Consider the following 16,600-nt stretch of genomic DNA (forward strand, 5'->3'; position numbering starts at 1 on the left):
TTTTTTTCATTTGTCAAAGAATTGAAGTTTCTGAAAGATTTTTCAGAAGTTACGACTTCTTTTTTTCTTTTATTTTTAGGTTTTTTTTTTCCTCTAAAAATTGGGTGACCAAAGATTTTGGTGAAGTGTTTTCTTCAGCATCGTAAGGACTTTCTGCAAATTCATCCTTATGTTTAATAAGCAACCATGAGTTGTCATCATTATTTTTCATTTTAACCAGAGCAAATTCACCTTTCAGCTTTTTGCCATGCAAAATAAATTTTAAAGAACCGGCATGGAGTTCCTTCAGAAGTTCTTTTTCATCAGAAAGTTTTGAATTCTCCTCCAAAGGTTCATAGGTTCCGCTGTCCCACACTTCCACTTGTCCGGCACCATAATTTCCTTCCGGGATGTTTCCTTCAAAATCTTTATAATCATAAGGATGATCTTCTACCATCATGGCAAGACGTTTGTCTTTTGGGTCTAAAGACGGGCCTTTCGGAACAGCCCAGCTCTTCAGTACACCTTCCATTTCAAGCCGGAAGTCATAATGAAGTCTGGAGGCTGCATGCCTCTGAATCACAAAAATCAGTTTGTCTTTGCTTTTCTTTGTTTTTCCTTTAGGTTCACTGGTTTCATCGAACTTTCTTTTGTTATGATAATCTTTGAGAGCCATTACGATGCGGATTTGGATTTAGAGGTATTCAGGCTGGCTTTTAACTGCGCCATAAGGTCAATCACTTTACCTTCCTTAGCAGGCTGCGCTTTTTGGGCTTTTACGTTTTTGCCTTTTGCTTTCTGCTTGATGATCTTCATCAGCTCATCAGAATAGGTATCTTTATACATTGCGGGATCAAATTCCTGAGAAAGCTGTTCAATCAGGCTGACAGCCATTTTCAGTTCTGCAGGTTTCGGAGCTTTTTGGGCAGGAATTTTTAAATCTGAATAGTCTCTTATTTCCTGATCAAATCTCAGGCGGTTAAGGACCAGTATGTCGTCATTGTAAGGACGGATCATCCCAATAGCGGCGCTTTCGCGGAGTACAAAAGTTCCTATTCCTACCATGGCTGTTTTTTCAAGAGCTTTTAATAAAAGTCTGTAGGCATTTTCACCATTTTTCTGAGGTTCCAGATAATACGGAGTCTCAAAATACATACTGTCTACCTCTACTTCCTTTACAAACTGGTCAATAGAAAGGATTTTTGTTTTTTCCGGGCTTGCAGCCTCGTAATCTTCTTCATCAAGAACGATATATTTGTCGTCTATGAGATAACCTTTAACAATGTTTTCCCATTTTACTTCTTTTCCTGTATTTTCATTTACTCGCTTGAACCGGATGTTTGAAAAATCAGATTTGTCGAGCATATCGAGATCCAGTTTTGTGGTTTCCGTTGCGGAATAAATTTTTACAGGAATGTTGACTAATCCGAAGCCAATTGCGCCGTTCCAAATTGCTTTCATTGTCTTACGTTTTTAAAAATCAAGCAATTAATATGCCGACAGAAGCCCATGTGGTACCTTTCATGGACTTTGTTGCCAAATGACAATTGTTTTTATCTCCGACTTTTATATCTTTATATTTCCGCAATCCGTGGTGATATCAAAATATGGAAGAGCTTTTTACTTATATCAAAAAATTCGGAACACTGAATCCTCAGGACGAGCTGCTGATTGCTGAAGGAATTCAGGAAATGACAGTAAAAAAAGGAGAGCCTTTTATAGAAGCCGGGAAAGTAAGTCAGAGAATTGCCTTTGTGAAAGAAGGGGTTTTCCGGTCTTTGTATTACAACAAGCAAGGTGACGATTTCACACGGTATTTTATTTATGAAGGGCGATTTATTGGGGACTTTCAGGGCTTTACGGATCAACTGCCCGCGCATGAAGATATTGAAGCGATTACCGATGCTGTATTGCTGGTCATTGACCGTGAACATTTTAAAATTCTGGAAGAGAAAATTGCGGTATGGCCTGTTTTGTTTGCAAGAATCCATGCTTTTGTAGTGGAAAATAAACTGAAGGTCGCCAGTATCATGCTTAATCAGGATGCGAAATCACGGTACATTCATTTTTTAAATCATTATCCCGGCCTTGCCAACAGAGTTCCTCAATCTATGCTGGCTTCTTACCTTGGTGTTACGCCGTCTTCACTGAGCAGGATCAGGAGAAATATTGTCTAGAATTATTATTGATAAATGATAATTGATAGATGATCTTAATGAGTGTGCAGGGGCAATAGAGTTTGTCGATTTTTCAAACTGCAAACATCTCATCAATCTCTTTTTGTCAAATGACAATGGTCTTTCCTGCTGACTGCCATAGCTTTGCTTCATAAAATTTAAAGTACGAATATGGATATTGTATTAGGACTACAATGGGGAGATGAAGGAAAGGGAAAGTTCATTGATCTGATCAGTGAAAATTACGACATTACAGCTCGTTTTAATGGCGGATCTAATGCTGGGCACAGCATTGAAAGAAACGGGCGCAGAATAACGCTTAAAATGATTCCTTCGGGAATCTTTATGAAAGGAGTACAGAATGTGATCGGCACGGGAACTGTTATTGATCCTGTAAGTTTTAAAAAAGAAATTCTGAATCTTCAGGTATTTGATAAAACCATTCAGCCGGAAAACAATATCATTATTTCCAAAAAAGCACACCTGGTAATGCCAACGCATAAGCTTCTGGATATTTTCATGGAACAAAGTCCTGAGTATACCACTATCGGAACTACAAAAAATGGAATTGCCCAGGCATATTCAAACAAAATATTAAGACAAAACCTGAGAGCAGGAGATATATTTTTACCAGATTTTCAAAGCAGGGCGCAGCATATTCTGAATAGAGATTACAGGATGCTTGAAGAAGGAGGAATGATTGTTTTGCCTGCTTTAGAAGAAATCAGTAAAGAGTTTTTTGATGCGGTGGAATTCCTTAAAAAATTCAATTGTACAGAAACTGAAATTTATATCAACAAAGCTTTATCTGAAGGTAAAAAGGTATTGGCAGAAGGATCTCAGGCGGCGATGCTGGATATTGATCATGGTACTTATCCTTATGTAACGTCTTCCTCAACGACAGCATCAGGCGCGAGTAGCGGTCTAGGTGTTTCACCGAAAAAGATCGGTGAAATTTACGGGATAGCGAAAGCGTATTGTACGCGTGTGGGAAATGGTATATTTCCAACGGAGCTTTTAGATGAGTTTGGAGATGATCTCAGAATGAAAGGAAATGAATTTGGTTCCAATACAGGACGTCCGAGAAGAACCGGATGGCTGGATTTACCTGCTTTAAAATATGCGGTAATGATCAACGGGGTTACTCAGCTGGTTCTGACAAAAGCGGATGTTTTGAGTGGATTAAAATCTGTAGCAGTCTGTACCCATTATGAACTGGAAGATGGAAAAACAGTGGATGTTTCAGGTTTACTTCCTGAAAATGGAAAACCTGTATTGAAGTGGATGAATGGCTGGGATACTGATTTTTCTGCAATGAAAAGCCCTTCGGAGCTGCCAAAGGAAGTGATTGAATTTCTGTCATTTCTGGAAGCAGAATTGGGAATTCCTGTAGGCTATCTGTCGACAGGGCCGGGAAGGGAGCAGATGTTGAAAATGCAATAATTTCCCTTAAGATTATTGTTGATCTGTAGAAGCTCTATTTTTTATATAATTGAATTTGGAAGTTGTGATAACGCCAATTGTAGTATCTGTTGAATATTTCTTAGAGATGATAATGTATTTGTTTTCCTCATAACAATGTTGAATAACTTCAATAGGAATAAACTCATTATTTTCAAAAGTAATATATCCTAAATAAGATTCACAATGAAAACGTCCGGGATCACCTTCAAATTTTGTAAAAATATCAGCAGCATCTTCCTGAGCGAAGGTAAACCCGTTGATTTCCACCTGGATAATCCTATTTTCTTTCAGCTTTTTTTGGAAATCATGTTTTATAAGTTCTTTACTACCTAGAGTACAAGCAATGCTTACAAAAATGCATAATCCAGCTATAGATCGGTATTTCGAAGATTTTTCTTTTGCTTGCCTGATTATATTGGAAGGATAGTATATTACTTTTTTTAATAGTATTAGTATCATAGATATTACAAACCCCAAAATTGATACATAGTTAATTAAAGAAAGTAGTTGAATGAAAGTTTTCATAGTAAAAAAGCGGGATGAAAATCCCGCTTTACATTTATGCTTTTAAGTTCAATTGTAATTCCAGTTCGTCGAGCTGTGCATCTGCAATAGAAGCAGGTGCGTCGATCATTACATCTCGTCCTGAATTGTTCTTAGGGAATGCGATATAATCTCTGATGACTTCGTTTCCGTCAAGAATTGCTACCAGACGGTCAAATCCGAATGCTAAACCTCCGTGTGGTGGTGCTCCGTATTTGAAGGCATTCATAAGGAATCCGAATTGAGCTTCTGCTTCTTCTCTGGTAAATCCTAATAAATCAAACATTTTAGACTGAAGATCTCTGTCAAAAATTCTGATAGATCCTCCACCGATTTCGTTTCCGTTCAGAACCATATCATAAGCGTTGGCTCTTGCTTTACCAGGATCAGTTTCCAGTAAGTGGATATCCTCTGGCTTCGGAGAGGTGAACGGGTGGTGCATTGCATGGTATCTTTCGGTATCTTCATCCCATTCCAATAGCGGAAAGTCTACTACCCAAAGTGGAGCAAACTCATTTCCTTTTCTTAATCCCAAACGGTTTCCAAGTTCCATTCTTAATGCAGAAAGCTGAGCTCTTACTTTATTTTCGTTTCCGGAAAGAATCAACATCAAGTCACCTTCTTTTGCTCCGAATTTTTCGATGATCTTTGTTAAATCTTCTTCGTTGTAGAATTTGTTTACCGATGAGGTTTTTACTCCGTCATTCTGGAATTTTGCCCAAACCATTCCTGAAGCACCAATCTGCGGACGTTTTACCCAATCAACAAGTTCATCAATCTGCTTTCTTGTATAGTCTGCACAACCCTCTACATTGATTCCGACTACTAATTCAGCATCATCAAATATCTTAAAGTCTTTTCCTTTTACCAGTTCATTCAATTCTACGAACTCCATTCCGAAACGGATATCCGGTTTGTCATTTCCATATTTTCTCATCGCATCTGCGAAAGTCATTCTTGGGAAATCTCCGAATTCCTGACCTGTAATATCTTTTAAAAGAGTTTTAGTCATCCCTTCAAATACGTTCATGACATCTTCCTGCTCTACGAAAGCCATTTCGCAGTCGATCTGTGTAAACTCCGGCTGTCTGTCTGCTCTTAAATCCTCATCACGGAAACATTTTACAATCTGGAAGTATTTATCCATTCCACCTACCATCAAAAGCTGTTTGAAAGTTTGTGGAGACTGTGGCAATGCATAAAACTGCCCCGGATTCATTCTGCTTGGTACAACAAAATCTCTTGCTCCCTCTGGAGTAGACTTGATCAAAACAGGTGTTTCCACTTCAATGAAACCTTCGTCAGATAAATAATTTCTTACTTTCTGTGCCATTTTGTGGCGGAAGATCAGTTTATCTTTTACCGGATTTCTTCTGATATCCAGGTAACGGTATTTCATTCTTAACTCCTCACCACCATCCGTTTCATCCTCAATGGTGAAGGGAGGAAGCTGAGAATCGTTCAGAATTGTCAGTTTCTCTACCAGAATTTCGATTTCCCCTGTTGGAATATTAGGGTTTTTGCTTACTCTTTCAATAACTCTTCCGGTAGCCTGAATCACAAATTCACGGCCCAGTTTTTTAGCTTCTTCCATCAATTGTGCAGAAGAACGCTCCTGGTCAAAAACCAGCTGGGTAATTCCGTAACGATCCCGAAGATCTACCCAAATCATAAATCCTTTATCACGGATAGTCTGTACCCATCCTGATAGTGTAACTTCTTCATTCAGATTTTTCAGAGATAGCTCTCCGTTGGTGTGTGATCGAAACATAATTATTTGTTTAAAGTTCAATGTTTAAGGTCCAGTTCCGGACCTTGAATTTTTCGTTGGCAAAGATAAGATTTTTGCAGGTTTTATAAATAAAAAAAACTTCCTTTCGGAAGTTTCATCTATTGTTTTTAGTTTTTTAATCTCTATTACCGCCTTTTGCAATAAGAATTCTTTTCACTTCTTCGCTGCCTTTAGTCTCATCAGCTACTTCAAGAGGCGTTTTGTTCTGACATTTTTTATTGACATTAGCCTTGCTGTCCAAAAGGAAGTTGATAATGTTTTTTCTGTCGGACATTACACTGAAACCAAGAGGTGAATAAAGTATATTTCCAACAAGGAAACATTTGTTGTAATCTCCCGGAGCAAACTGTTTTTTAAATGTTGATATATCATCAGAATAAATGGCTTTCATCTTTTCCTGAGTCATCTTCTGGGCAGATAACATACTGCCAGACAGTAACATTCCAAATAGAAAGGTAGTAGAGATTATTTTTTTCATAAGAATAATTTTTAAGAATATACAAATCTAAATTAAATTTTATTACCAATTGCTAAGTTTTTCTAATAATTGGATTTGTATTTTTGGGATTACACAAAATATTAATTGCGAAATGACAAAATATATTGAATTTTTGAAAAAAGCATTCAGTGGTGAAGAGACCGATTTTACGAAAGTGAATATCAGAAGTGCTGTGCTGCTTTTAGCCATTCCCATGATGCTGGAAATGGCAATGGAATCCGTATTTGCTCTTGTGGATCTTTATTTTGTCGGCCATCTGAAAGAAAGCGGTTTTGCTATTCAAACTGTAGGGCTTACCGAATCTGTACTTTCGATAATGTATTCTATTGCGATTGGGATGAGTATGGCGGCAACAGCATTGGTAGCAAGACGAATTGGTGAGAAAAACCCGGAACAGGCTTCCAGAAGTGCTGCGCAGGTGTTGCTGGTTTCTTTTACGGTTACTTTTATTTTAAGCTTACTGGGAGTCCTCTACGCAGAAGAAATCCTGATCCTGATGGGTTCAAAACCAGAAGCTGCCGCTTATGGAAAAAATTTCACCAGAATTATGATGGGAAGCAGTACAATCATTATGCTTTTATTTTTAATTAATGGTATTTTCAGAGGAGCCGGAAACGCGATGATTGCGATGAAAAGCTTATGGATAGCCAATATTGCCAATATTATTCTCTGTCCGATTCTGATAAAGGGATTGGGGCCTGTACCTGCTTTGGGGCTTACGGGAGCTGCTTTGGCAACAACAATCGGACGTAGTATTGGTGTAATTTATCAGCTGTACCATCTTTTGGTTGCGGATACTCAGATCCGTATTCTGATTTCTTATTTTAAACCGAATTACGGATTAATCAAATCTATTATAAAAATTGCAACTCCCGGTATTTTTCAGTTTGTCATTGCTTCTTGCAGCTGGATTTTCCTTGCAGAACTGGTAGCAACTACAGGAGGAGAGAATGCATCGGCAGGCTATCAGACCGCTTTAAGACTGATGATGTTCTTTATGCTTCCAGCCTGGGGATTGAGTAATGCTGCGTCTACATTGGTAGGGCAGAATATGGGAGCGAATGAAATGTTGAGAGCGGAACAGTCGGTGATGAAAACCGTGAAATATAATGTCATCTTTATGCTGATTGTAAGTCTGATCTTTCTTTTTATGGGGAATTTTTTAGTAGGCTTTTTTACTCAGGAAACTGCCATTAAAGATTTTGCTAAAAATGCACTTCAGATTATGAGTATAGGGTTTATTTTCTATGGAATCGGGATGGTGATGATCAATGCCTTTAATGGAGCTGGTGATACATGGACACCTACCTGGGTTAATCTTTTTGGTTTCTGGCTGTTTCAGATTCCGCTGGCCTATTTTTTATCAAAATATCTTGACTTGGGACCCAAAGGAGTTTTTATATCAATTCCAGCCGCAGAAACATTGATTACCATTGTTGCCTTTATCTTATTTAAAAAAGGAAAATGGAAGACAATAAAAGTGTAGAAAGCGTGGGTGATGGAATTCTCCAGCTTTCCTCCCTAATTTATAAAACTTTAACAGCTTCATTAATTGGATTTTAGTATTGTATTTTCTAAATTCGTAGGACAACAAATACATAATACTATGGGAAAAGGAGACAAAAAATCAAGAAGAGGAAAAATTAATTCCGGAAGTTATGGTAAAAGAAGACCTAAAAAAGCCTCAAAATCTTTTGCCGCTTCTGAAGAAAAATCTAAAAAGTAATCAAAATAAAAAGACCGAAGATCATATCTCCGGTCTTTTTTATGAAAATTAAATTAATTATTTACCACCTAAAATATTGCCAAGGATGCTGCCTAGTCCGCCGCCGCCTTGTTGTTGGTTTCCTCCACCACCCAATACATTTCCCAGTATATCGTTCAGGGGATTTCCTGATGATTGAGATTGTCCGCCACCTCCCAAAACACTTCCAAGAATGTCATTCAAAGGATTAGACTGCTGGGCTTGAGCCTGATTGGAAGCGTTTCCAAGAATTCCTCCTAAAAGATCTCCCAGGCCGCCTGCTCCTACATTACTCTGTTGTTTCTGCTGTCCGATATAGCCCATAACTACAGGTGCCAGCATCGCAAGGATAGGACCAATTTTGTCTATTGAAATTCCTGTGTTCTGTGATAACTGGTTTTCAACAGTACTTTTTTGCCCGCCAAAGATATGATCAAGGATCGATCCGCCTTCAGCCTGTCTTGCCTCAATTTGTGAAGCATCATTTAAAATACTGCCGTTATGGTCTTTATCTAAAGCATTATTTAAAGCTTCCGCTTCTTTAGCATCCTGAGATTTATTTCTAAGATAAGAAATGATAAGAGGTGCAGCAACGGCTAATAGGGCAATTACCTGATTTTTGCTGATTCCGAATTTGTTCTCAGCCTGTTCAGCAACCTGATTGCCGGTGTTCCCTGTAAGAAGGTCAATTAAACTCATTTTTGTGTTTATTAAGTATTAAGTAAACCAAAGTTATCAAAAAATATGCCTCAGAAAATAACCGGCTCTCACAAATATTGTTAAAGTTTAAGGAATGCTTCAGCAGCCTTTAATTTTTGATAATAGGAACATTAGAACATGCTTCTCCGAACATCAGGGATTTTACCATTGGCTTTAATTGTTCTACCAATTCAATATAAGCATTTTCGGGAATTTCTTTATCTGAACATCCTTTTACAAGGACTCTCTTTCCTCTCATTTCCTCAAAATCATGAGTCTGGATGGCATTATGCATTAAAATAACTTCCAGGTCTTCACGACTTCCAAAAACTATTTTCTTGGCTACATCTGTAAGTTTTGCAGTTAAAACAAAATAAGCCCAAAGAGGAATAATGGTATCTACAGAATTGTAGATGTATATATAAGTATCTTTATATTGTTCCGTATCGATAGCATCTACCTTTTCACGAAAATCCTTTTCTTTAAGGATCATTTCCTGAAAAAGGAAATCTTTAAGGTCTATACCTTTTCTTTCCCCTTTTGGCAGTAAAGTGGTAAGGTCAAAATTAATAAGGCCGCTTTCTGCAACTTTATTCCGGATTTCAAATTCTTCTGACATTTTTTATCATTATCTTTGAACAAATTTACGAATTAAGATCATATCTGTCTTAATTTGTTCTCTATCCTTACTATAGAAATGAAGTATTATATTATTGCAGGAGAAGCTTCCGGCGATTTACATGGAAGCAATCTGATGAAAGCCTTAAAACACAAGGATCCCCAAGCGGAATTCAGATTTTGGGGTGGCGACCTGATGAAAGCTCAGGGCGGAACGTTGGTGAAGCATTACCGTGATCTTGCTTTTATGGGATTTCTGGAAGTGGTGATGAACCTCCGTACTATTCTGAATAATATCAAATTCTGTAAAGAGGATATTCAGAAAAACAGACCTAACGTCCTCATTCTGGTAGATTATCCGGGATTCAATCTGAGAATTGCAAGATTTGCCAAAGAATTGGGAATTAAAGTTGTTTATTATATTTCTCCACAGCTTTGGGCGTGGAAAGAAGGCCGCGTAGAAATTATCAAAAAGTATGTGGATGAAATGATGGTGATTCTTCCTTTTGAAGAAGATTTTTACAGAAAACACGGCGTTCACTCTCATTTTGTAGGTCATCCTTTGCTGGATGCTATTTCGGATCTGCAGGAAATCAGTATTGAAAAATTCAAGTCGGAGCATGGATTGAACGAAAAAGAAATCATAGCATTGCTGCCCGGTTCCAGAGAACAGGAGGTGGAAAAAATGCTTGAAATCATGCTTTCCGTAAGATCATATTTTAAAAATTACCAGTTTGTCATTGCCGGAGCGCCAAGTTTACCAAAAGAATTTTATCAGAAATATGTAGATGATAATGTTCATTTTGTTTCCAATAAAACTTATGATCTGCTAAGATGCTCGAAGGCGGCTCTTGTGACTTCCGGAACTGCAACACTGGAAACAGCTTTGCTGAATATCCCTGAAGTGGTTTGCTATCGTGGAAGTAAAATTTCTTATGCCATTGCTAAAAGATTAGTGAAAAATATCAATTATATTTCTCTGGTTAATCTGATTATGGACAGAGAAGTCGTAAAAGAATTGATTCAGAATGATCTGAATACTAAAAATCTGGTAGAAGAACTGAATAAAATCATAGCTGGAGAGAAAAGAGAACAGGTTCTGAATGACTATAACCTTCTGAGAGAAAAGCTCGGTGGAAAAGGTGCAAGTGAGCATGCTGCTGAGGTGATATTGAAAGTATAGTCTTTATCAAATCTTTTGAGAATTTAATCTACATTGTAACTATGAATTATTTTAGCCGTTTTCTCCTATTATTAACGTTTACATTATTTTTCTCAAACAGTTTTGCCCAGCAGAACGATAAAAGAGATAAAATCCAGATATTTTATTACGGTTGGTATGGAAATCCTGCAACGGACGGAAGTTATCAGCACTGGAATCATGAGATCCTTCCTCACTGGAGTAATCCGAAATGGAATAATCTGGGCCATCACACAGGAGGAGATGATATTGGTGCTAATTTTTACCCGGCGCTTGGAAATTATAGCTCGAATGACACAAAAATCATAGAGCAGCATATGAAAATGATCAAAGACTCCGGGGTGGGAGTGGTGGTGGTAAGCTGGCTGGGAAAAGATTCGTTTACGGATAAAAGTCTTATCAAATATCTGGATATTGCAGATCGCTTTGATTTAAAAATTGCCTTTCATATTGAGCCGTTCTATAAAAATACATCAGAATTAAAAGAACAGCTTTCTTATCTGGTAAAAACTTACTCTCATCATCATGCTTTCTATAAAAAAGAAGGGAAGCCTTTGTTTTATGTCTATGACAGTTATAAAATCCCCAAAGAAGAATGGATGAAAATATTATCCAAAAATGGCGAGGAAACAGTTAGAAACACAGATTTAGATGCACTTTATATCGGGCTTTGGGTGGAGAAAAATGATGCTAAATTTTTTAATAACTCAGGTTTTGACGGTTTCTACACTTATTTTGCCAGTGAAGGGTTTGTGTATGGAAGTACAACAGCCAACTGGGATTTTATGGCCAAATTTGCTAAAGATCATCATCTGATTTTTATTCCTTGTGTAGGTCCCGGATATTCAGATACAAGAATCCGCCCATGGAACGAAGCCAATTTCAAAAGCAGAGACAACGGAAAATATTATGAGAAGATGTTTGATGCAGCCATCAGGGTAAAACCGGAATTTATTGGAATTACATCATTCAATGAATGGCATGAAGGAACACAAATAGAGCCTGCTGTTCCTAAAAAAGCAGGTGATTTCAAATATGAAGATTACGGTAAAGATCCTTTATTTTATATAAAAGAAACGAAGCGTTTGACGGATAAATTTCTGAAAAAGAAATAATATACTTTCAAACTTAATTTTTAAAACAAAAAATAAAGCGTTCTGTTGACATTTTTGATGAAGACAAAGCGCTTATTTAGTTCTTTAAGAGTTTATAAATTCTCCTTTAATCACTTATTTTAAAAGGATAATTAATGGAAATTGAACAAGCAGCCTCTTCTTATTCTGGCAGTATGTTTTATTCTTGGAATTCTTTTTCAGGATAAAATAGCATTGGCAGAATATTTTATTGATGGGGTTGCTGTAACTTGTTCGGTTCTGCTTGTTGTAATCTGCTTTCATTCTTATTTTCTACATAAAACCAAAACTGTTTTACTGATGCTCCTATTGTTTGGAGGAGGCATTATTCTTCATTTTTATAATACCTCTTTGTCAGACGATAAGCTTCTGATAAAGAAACATGAAACAGTTACATTTAAGATCTCTCAGAAATTAAATTCTTCTGAAAAGTATAGAAAATATGAAGGCGTAATACAGGCAGAAGGAACTTGTTTCAATTCAATTTTTTATATTCCAAAAGACAGGAAAGAACTGGATTTTATTCACTACTACAAAACTGAGGCTTATATTACGCAACCTCAGGTGCCATCGTATGATTTTCAGTTCGATTATGCCCAATACCTGAAAAGGAAGCATATTCATTACCAGATTTATATTTCAGAAGGAATTGTTTCTGCGGAGCGGAATGACTTAACATGGGCAGACCGGCTTAGGCAATACCGGCTTGAGGTTCTTAAAAAAATTGAGGAAACAGGAATTTCAGAAAAAACCAAAGAATTTCTAAAAGCTATTATTCTGGCCGATAGAACAGAGATTGATGCAGGCACCGTCAGAGATTTCAATAGGTCAGGACTGGTTCATTTTCTGGCCATTTCCGGAACTCATATTGTTGTTGTTTTTGGGATTTTTTATTTTTTACTGACTCGTTTTATAACCTTAAAACTCAGAAAATATGCAGTCATTCTCAGTTTGATTTTTATCTGGTTATTTGCTGCTTTTATCGGATTGGGCAATTCAGTATTGCGGTCCTGTATCATGTTGAGTGTTTATTTTATTTTCGTTTTGCTCCAGCGGAAACCGGATCTTCTTCATTCACTTGCTTTATCTGCTTTTTTTATTCTGATTGGAGATACCCAGCAGCTTTTTGATCTGGGTTTTCAGCTTAGCTTTCTGGCTGTTTTGGGAATTTACTGGTTGAATCAGCCATTGCTGAAATGCTTTCCAAAACAGAATAATGATATTGAAAAACTTTTGTATAACACCATTACAATTTCTCTATCAGCACAGCTGGCAACACTTCCTCTGGTGCTCTGTTATTTTCATCAGTTTTCATTTATATCAATTATTGCCAATGTTATTATTGTTCCTTTTTCTGAGATCATCATTGTCTTTTCATTTGTAATGACCGGTCTTATTTCTTTGGGAATTGATTTTGATCTTATAAACAGAGTGTATGATGAAGTTATTCAGGTTCTGCTGAAGATGATCCACTGGTTTGCTGAGGTTGATTTTCTTTTCTTTGAAAATATTCCAATGAGTGGGATAGAAGTGATGTCTGCATCTGTATTTGTATATTGGTTAAGGCCGGCTATTCTGAAATTCAAGGTGAAAAACACGATGAGGTTGCTGATGACAGTTTTACTATTTCTGATGATAAGAAGCGGAATCACGGCTTTTGAACATCAGAAAGAAGAGATATTGGTTCATCATTTTAATAAAAGCAGGATTTTTTCAGTAAAAAATGGTAGCAGAGTATGTTTCTGGATTTCGGATATGAAAAATAAGGCGGGGGTTTTACAGTATATAATCAACCCATATTGTGCATCCAGAAGAGTAGACTATTTTGAGATAAAAACCTTGTCACCCTCCATCCAAAAAGTAGTTTTCAGGGATAAGACTTATGATCTGAAATGATGGTTCTGAATTTAGCCATTTTCCTGTATTTATAACGGGTGAAAATCTTATTTAGAAAGATTACAAACTGTCTATTTGTGAGATTTCTCACTTTTCGATATTGTTAAACTTTCTTAATTTTGTGGAAATTCAAATTTAAACTTATATGGCAGGTTTAACGAGTTCTACGATAGGTAGAAAATACGCTATGGCATTATCAGCTCTGTTTTTGCTGATTTTTCTTATACTGCATTTGACAACCAATTTGTTATCAGTTCTAAACAAAGATGCATTCAATACAGCATCCGACTTTATGGGCTATAATCCTTTTGTGCAGTTCTTAATGCAGCCTATTCTTGGTTTTGCAGTAATTTTCCATTTTGTAATGGGATTTGTATTGGAGATCAAGAATAATAAAGCGCGTCCGGTAAAGTATGCAGCAAACAACGCATCAGTGAATTCTTCATGGATGTCCAGAAATATGATTATTTCAGGAGCTGTTATTTTAGCTTTCTTGGCGCTTCACTTATATGATTTCTGGCTACACGAAATGAATTACAAGTATGTAGAAGGATTGACTCCTGATGCAGAACGTTTCTGGCCTGAGCTCCATGAAAAGTTTGCTGATCTTTGGAGAGTGGCTCTATATGTAATCTCTTTTGTTTTGTTAGGATTACACTTAGCTCACGGATTCCAGTCTTCATTCCAGTCTATCGGTGCCAGACATCCAAAATATACGCCGGTGATCAAAGCTTTCGGGAAATGGTATTCCATCCTTATTCCTGCAGGATTCATCATCGTAGCAGTTTTCCATTTTATAACTCAATAATATCAATATACTAATATGAGTAAATTAGATTCAAGAATTCCAGCGGGTCCTCTTAAAGACAAGTGGAAAAATCATAAAGACCATATGAACCTTGTTGCACCAAACAACAGAGATAAGATTGATATTATTGTTGTAGGTACAGGTTTGGCAGGAGGTTCTGCTGCAGCTACATTAGCTGAGCAAGGATACAACGTAAAAGCATTCTGCTACCAGGATTCTCCAAGAAGAGCTCACTCGATTGCCGCTCAGGGAGGGATCAACGCAGCTAAGAATTACCAGGGAGATGGTGACTCTACTTACAGATTATTCTACGATACCATCAAAGGTGGTGACTATAGAGCAAGAGAAGCTAACGTTTACAGATTAGCTGAAGTTTCTGCAAATATTATTGACCAGTGTGTTTCCCAGGGGGTTCCTTTCGGAAGAGATTACGGTGGTCAGCTGGATAACCGTTCATTTGGTGGGGTTCAGGTAAAAAGAACTTTCTACGCAAAAGGACAAACCGGACAGCAGTTATTATTAGGTGCTTATTCTGCAATGAGCCGTCAGATCGGTAAAGGAAGAATTAAGATGTACAACCGTCATGAGATGTTGGATCTTGTTATTGTTGACGGAAAAGCAAGAGGAATTATTGCAAGAAACCTTGTAACAGGAGAAATTGAAAGACACTCTGCTCACGCAGTGGTAATTGCTTCAGGAGGATACGGAAACGTATATTTCCTTTCTACCAACGCAATGGGATCGAACGTTTCAGCTGCGTGGAAAATCCATAAGAAAGGAGCTTACTTCGCAAACCCATGTTACGTACAGATTCACCCTACTTGTATCCCAGTTCACGGAACACAGCAGTCTAAACTGACTTTGATGTCTGAATCATTAAGAAACTCAGGAAGAATCTGGGTTCCTAAGAAAATTGAAGATTCAGTAGCGATCAGAGAAGGTAAATTAAGACCTGAAAATATTAAAGAAGAAGATAGAGATTATTATCTGGAAAGAAGATATCCTGCATTCGGTAACCTTGTACCTAGAGACGTAGCTTCCAGAGCTGCTAAGGAAAGATGTGATGCCGGATACGGAATTGAAAATAATGATACTAAAGAAGGTGTTTACCTTGATTTCTCTACAGAGATCATGAAAAAAGGTAAAGAAGCCGCTATCGAAAAACATATTCATAATCCTACAGATCAGCAGATCTATGATCTTGGTAAAAAGTGGGTTGAGGAGAAGTATGGTAACTTATTCGTAATGTACGAAAAAATTACAGCTGATGATCCTTACAAAACTCCAATGAAGATCTATCCTGCGGTTCACTATACAATGGGTGGTGTATGGGTTGATTATAATCTTCAGTCTACGATCCCTGGATGTTTCGTAATCGGTGAGGCTAACTTCTCAGATCACGGGGCAAACAGACTGGGTGCTTCTGCTTTGATGCAGGGTCTTGCTGATGGATATTTTGTACTTCCTTACACGATTGCAGATTACCTTTCTGCAGATATCAGAACAGGAACTATTCCTACCAATTCAGCAGCATTTGACGAGGCTGAAAAAGGAATTAAAGAGAAAATTAATTTCTTCTTAAACAATAAAGGAACTCATTCTGTAGACTATTTCCACAAGCAGTTAGGAAACATTATGTGGAATAAAGTAGGAATGGGAAGAACTCCTGAAGGGTTAAGAGAAGCGATCAAGGAAATTGAAGAAGTAAGAAACAACTTCTGGAAAAATGTAAAAGTTCCGGGAGAAGGAGAAGGAATGAACACTGAGCTTGAAAAAGCATTCAGAGTGGCGGACTTCCTTGAGCTTGGACAATTAATGGCTATCGATGCACTACACAGAAACGAATCTTGTGGTGGACATTTCCGTGAAGATCATTCAACTCCTGACGGAGAAGCGGAAAGAGACGACGTAAACTACAAATACGTCGGAGCTTGGGAATATCAGGGAGACGATATCAACGCGGAAGTGTTGCATAAAGAAGAACTGATCTACGAGAACATCGAGGTTAAAACTAGAAGTTATAAATAATCTCCAACCTATAAATATA

16 protein-coding genes are annotated in these 16,600 nt (G+C 37.4%); 9 read left to right on the plus strand and 7 right to left on the minus strand.

From position 1 onward, the window contains the following. Positions 1-49: 49 nt before the first annotated feature. Together AC59HC_RS08085 and ku are read right to left on the minus strand one after the other, a co-directional pair. Positions 50-655 (minus strand): DNA polymerase ligase N-terminal domain-containing protein, encoded by a 606-nt coding sequence (locus AC59HC_RS08085; protein WP_496558408.1) that lies wholly within the window; start codon positions 653-655, stop codon positions 50-52. After that, entirely contained in the window at positions 655-1,440 is a 786-nt protein-coding gene (ku, locus tag AC59HC_RS08090; RefSeq protein ID WP_496558409.1) for a non-homologous end joining protein Ku, read from the minus strand. The genes AC59HC_RS08085 and ku overlap by 1 nt, the downstream gene beginning before the upstream one ends. 146 nt (positions 1,441-1,586) lie before the next feature. Here ku and AC59HC_RS08095 point away from each other — a divergent pair, with 146 nt between their 5' ends. Together AC59HC_RS08095 and AC59HC_RS08100 are read left to right on the plus strand one after the other, a co-directional pair. Continuing rightward, complete coding sequence (locus tag AC59HC_RS08095; RefSeq protein ID WP_227944166.1) at positions 1,587-2,156, plus strand: Crp/Fnr family transcriptional regulator; 570 nt, start codon at positions 1,587-1,589, stop codon at positions 2,154-2,156. Between the two features lie 171 nt (positions 2,157-2,327). Continuing rightward, positions 2,328-3,599: an adenylosuccinate synthase gene (locus tag AC59HC_RS08100; RefSeq protein ID WP_496558410.1), complete on the plus strand. Its 1,272-nt coding sequence runs from the start codon at positions 2,328-2,330 to the stop codon at positions 3,597-3,599. 12 nt (positions 3,600-3,611) lie between these two features. On the opposite strand, the gene AC59HC_RS08105 is transcribed toward AC59HC_RS08100, so the two are convergent. The 3 genes from AC59HC_RS08105 to AC59HC_RS08115 all read right to left on the minus strand — a co-directional run bounded on the left by AC59HC_RS08105 (position 3,612) and on the right by AC59HC_RS08115 (position 6,433). Further along, entirely contained in the window at positions 3,612-4,145 is a 534-nt protein-coding gene (locus AC59HC_RS08105) for a hypothetical protein (RefSeq protein ID WP_496558411.1), read from the minus strand. Positions 4,146-4,179: 34 nt separating this feature from the next. Then, positions 4,180-5,934 carry an aspartate--tRNA ligase gene (gene aspS, locus AC59HC_RS08110; protein ID WP_202841517.1) on the minus strand — a complete coding sequence of 585 codons (1,755 nt, stop codon included), beginning with the start codon at positions 5,932-5,934 and terminating at the stop codon, positions 4,180-4,182. Positions 5,935-6,070: 136 nt separating this feature from the next. Next, a complete protein-coding gene (locus AC59HC_RS08115) occupies positions 6,071-6,433 on the minus strand; it encodes an ankyrin repeat domain-containing protein (protein WP_202841515.1) in 363 nt (120 codons plus the stop codon). A gap of 112 nt (positions 6,434-6,545) precedes the next feature. On the opposite strand from AC59HC_RS08115, the gene AC59HC_RS08120 reads away from it, so the two are divergent. Together AC59HC_RS08120 and AC59HC_RS08125 are read left to right on the plus strand one after the other, a co-directional pair. Further along, complete coding sequence (locus tag AC59HC_RS08120) at positions 6,546-7,940, plus strand: MATE family efflux transporter (RefSeq protein ID WP_202841513.1); 1,395 nt, start codon at positions 6,546-6,548, stop codon at positions 7,938-7,940. Between the two features lie 120 nt (positions 7,941-8,060). Next, positions 8,061-8,180 (plus strand): 30S ribosomal protein THX, encoded by a 120-nt coding sequence (locus AC59HC_RS08125; protein WP_065119703.1) that lies wholly within the window; start codon positions 8,061-8,063, stop codon positions 8,178-8,180. 57 nt (positions 8,181-8,237) lie between these two features. Here the strand turns inward: AC59HC_RS08125 and AC59HC_RS08130 are convergent, their stop codons facing one another. Together AC59HC_RS08130 and AC59HC_RS08135 are read right to left on the minus strand one after the other, a co-directional pair. Further along, positions 8,238-8,897 carry a DUF937 domain-containing protein gene (locus tag AC59HC_RS08130; protein WP_202841511.1) on the minus strand — a complete coding sequence of 220 codons (660 nt, stop codon included), beginning with the start codon at positions 8,895-8,897 and terminating at the stop codon, positions 8,238-8,240. 109 nt (positions 8,898-9,006) lie between these two features. Next, a complete protein-coding gene (locus AC59HC_RS08135) occupies positions 9,007-9,516 on the minus strand; it encodes a DUF2480 family protein (protein ID WP_202841509.1) in 510 nt (169 codons plus the stop codon). Positions 9,517-9,594: 78 nt separating this feature from the next. Here AC59HC_RS08135 and lpxB point away from each other — a divergent pair, with 78 nt between their 5' ends. The 5 genes from lpxB (at position 9,595) to AC59HC_RS08160 (ending at position 16,581) form a co-directional block, all read left to right on the plus strand. After that, entirely contained in the window at positions 9,595-10,698 is a 1,104-nt protein-coding gene (gene lpxB / locus AC59HC_RS08140; RefSeq protein WP_496558412.1) for a lipid-A-disaccharide synthase, read from the plus strand. Between the two features lie 41 nt (positions 10,699-10,739). After that, positions 10,740-11,831 carry a glycoside hydrolase family 99 protein gene (locus AC59HC_RS08145; protein WP_496558413.1) on the plus strand — a complete coding sequence of 364 codons (1,092 nt, stop codon included), beginning with the start codon at positions 10,740-10,742 and terminating at the stop codon, positions 11,829-11,831. A 141-nt stretch (positions 11,832-11,972) separates the two neighbouring features. After that, positions 11,973-13,745, plus strand: a complete 1,773-nt coding sequence (locus AC59HC_RS08150; protein WP_496558414.1) for a ComEC/Rec2 family competence protein — start codon at positions 11,973-11,975, stop codon at positions 13,743-13,745. A 145-nt stretch (positions 13,746-13,890) separates the two neighbouring features. After that, a complete protein-coding gene (locus AC59HC_RS08155) occupies positions 13,891-14,553 on the plus strand; it encodes a succinate dehydrogenase cytochrome b subunit (protein WP_062675783.1) in 663 nt (220 codons plus the stop codon). A gap of 15 nt (positions 14,554-14,568) precedes the next feature. Continuing rightward, a complete protein-coding gene (locus AC59HC_RS08160) occupies positions 14,569-16,581 on the plus strand; it encodes a fumarate reductase/succinate dehydrogenase flavoprotein subunit (protein WP_202841501.1) in 2,013 nt (670 codons plus the stop codon). Positions 16,582-16,600 lie beyond the last annotated feature (19 nt).

This window comes from Chryseobacterium sp. DZ-32, from assembly GCF_059587025.1.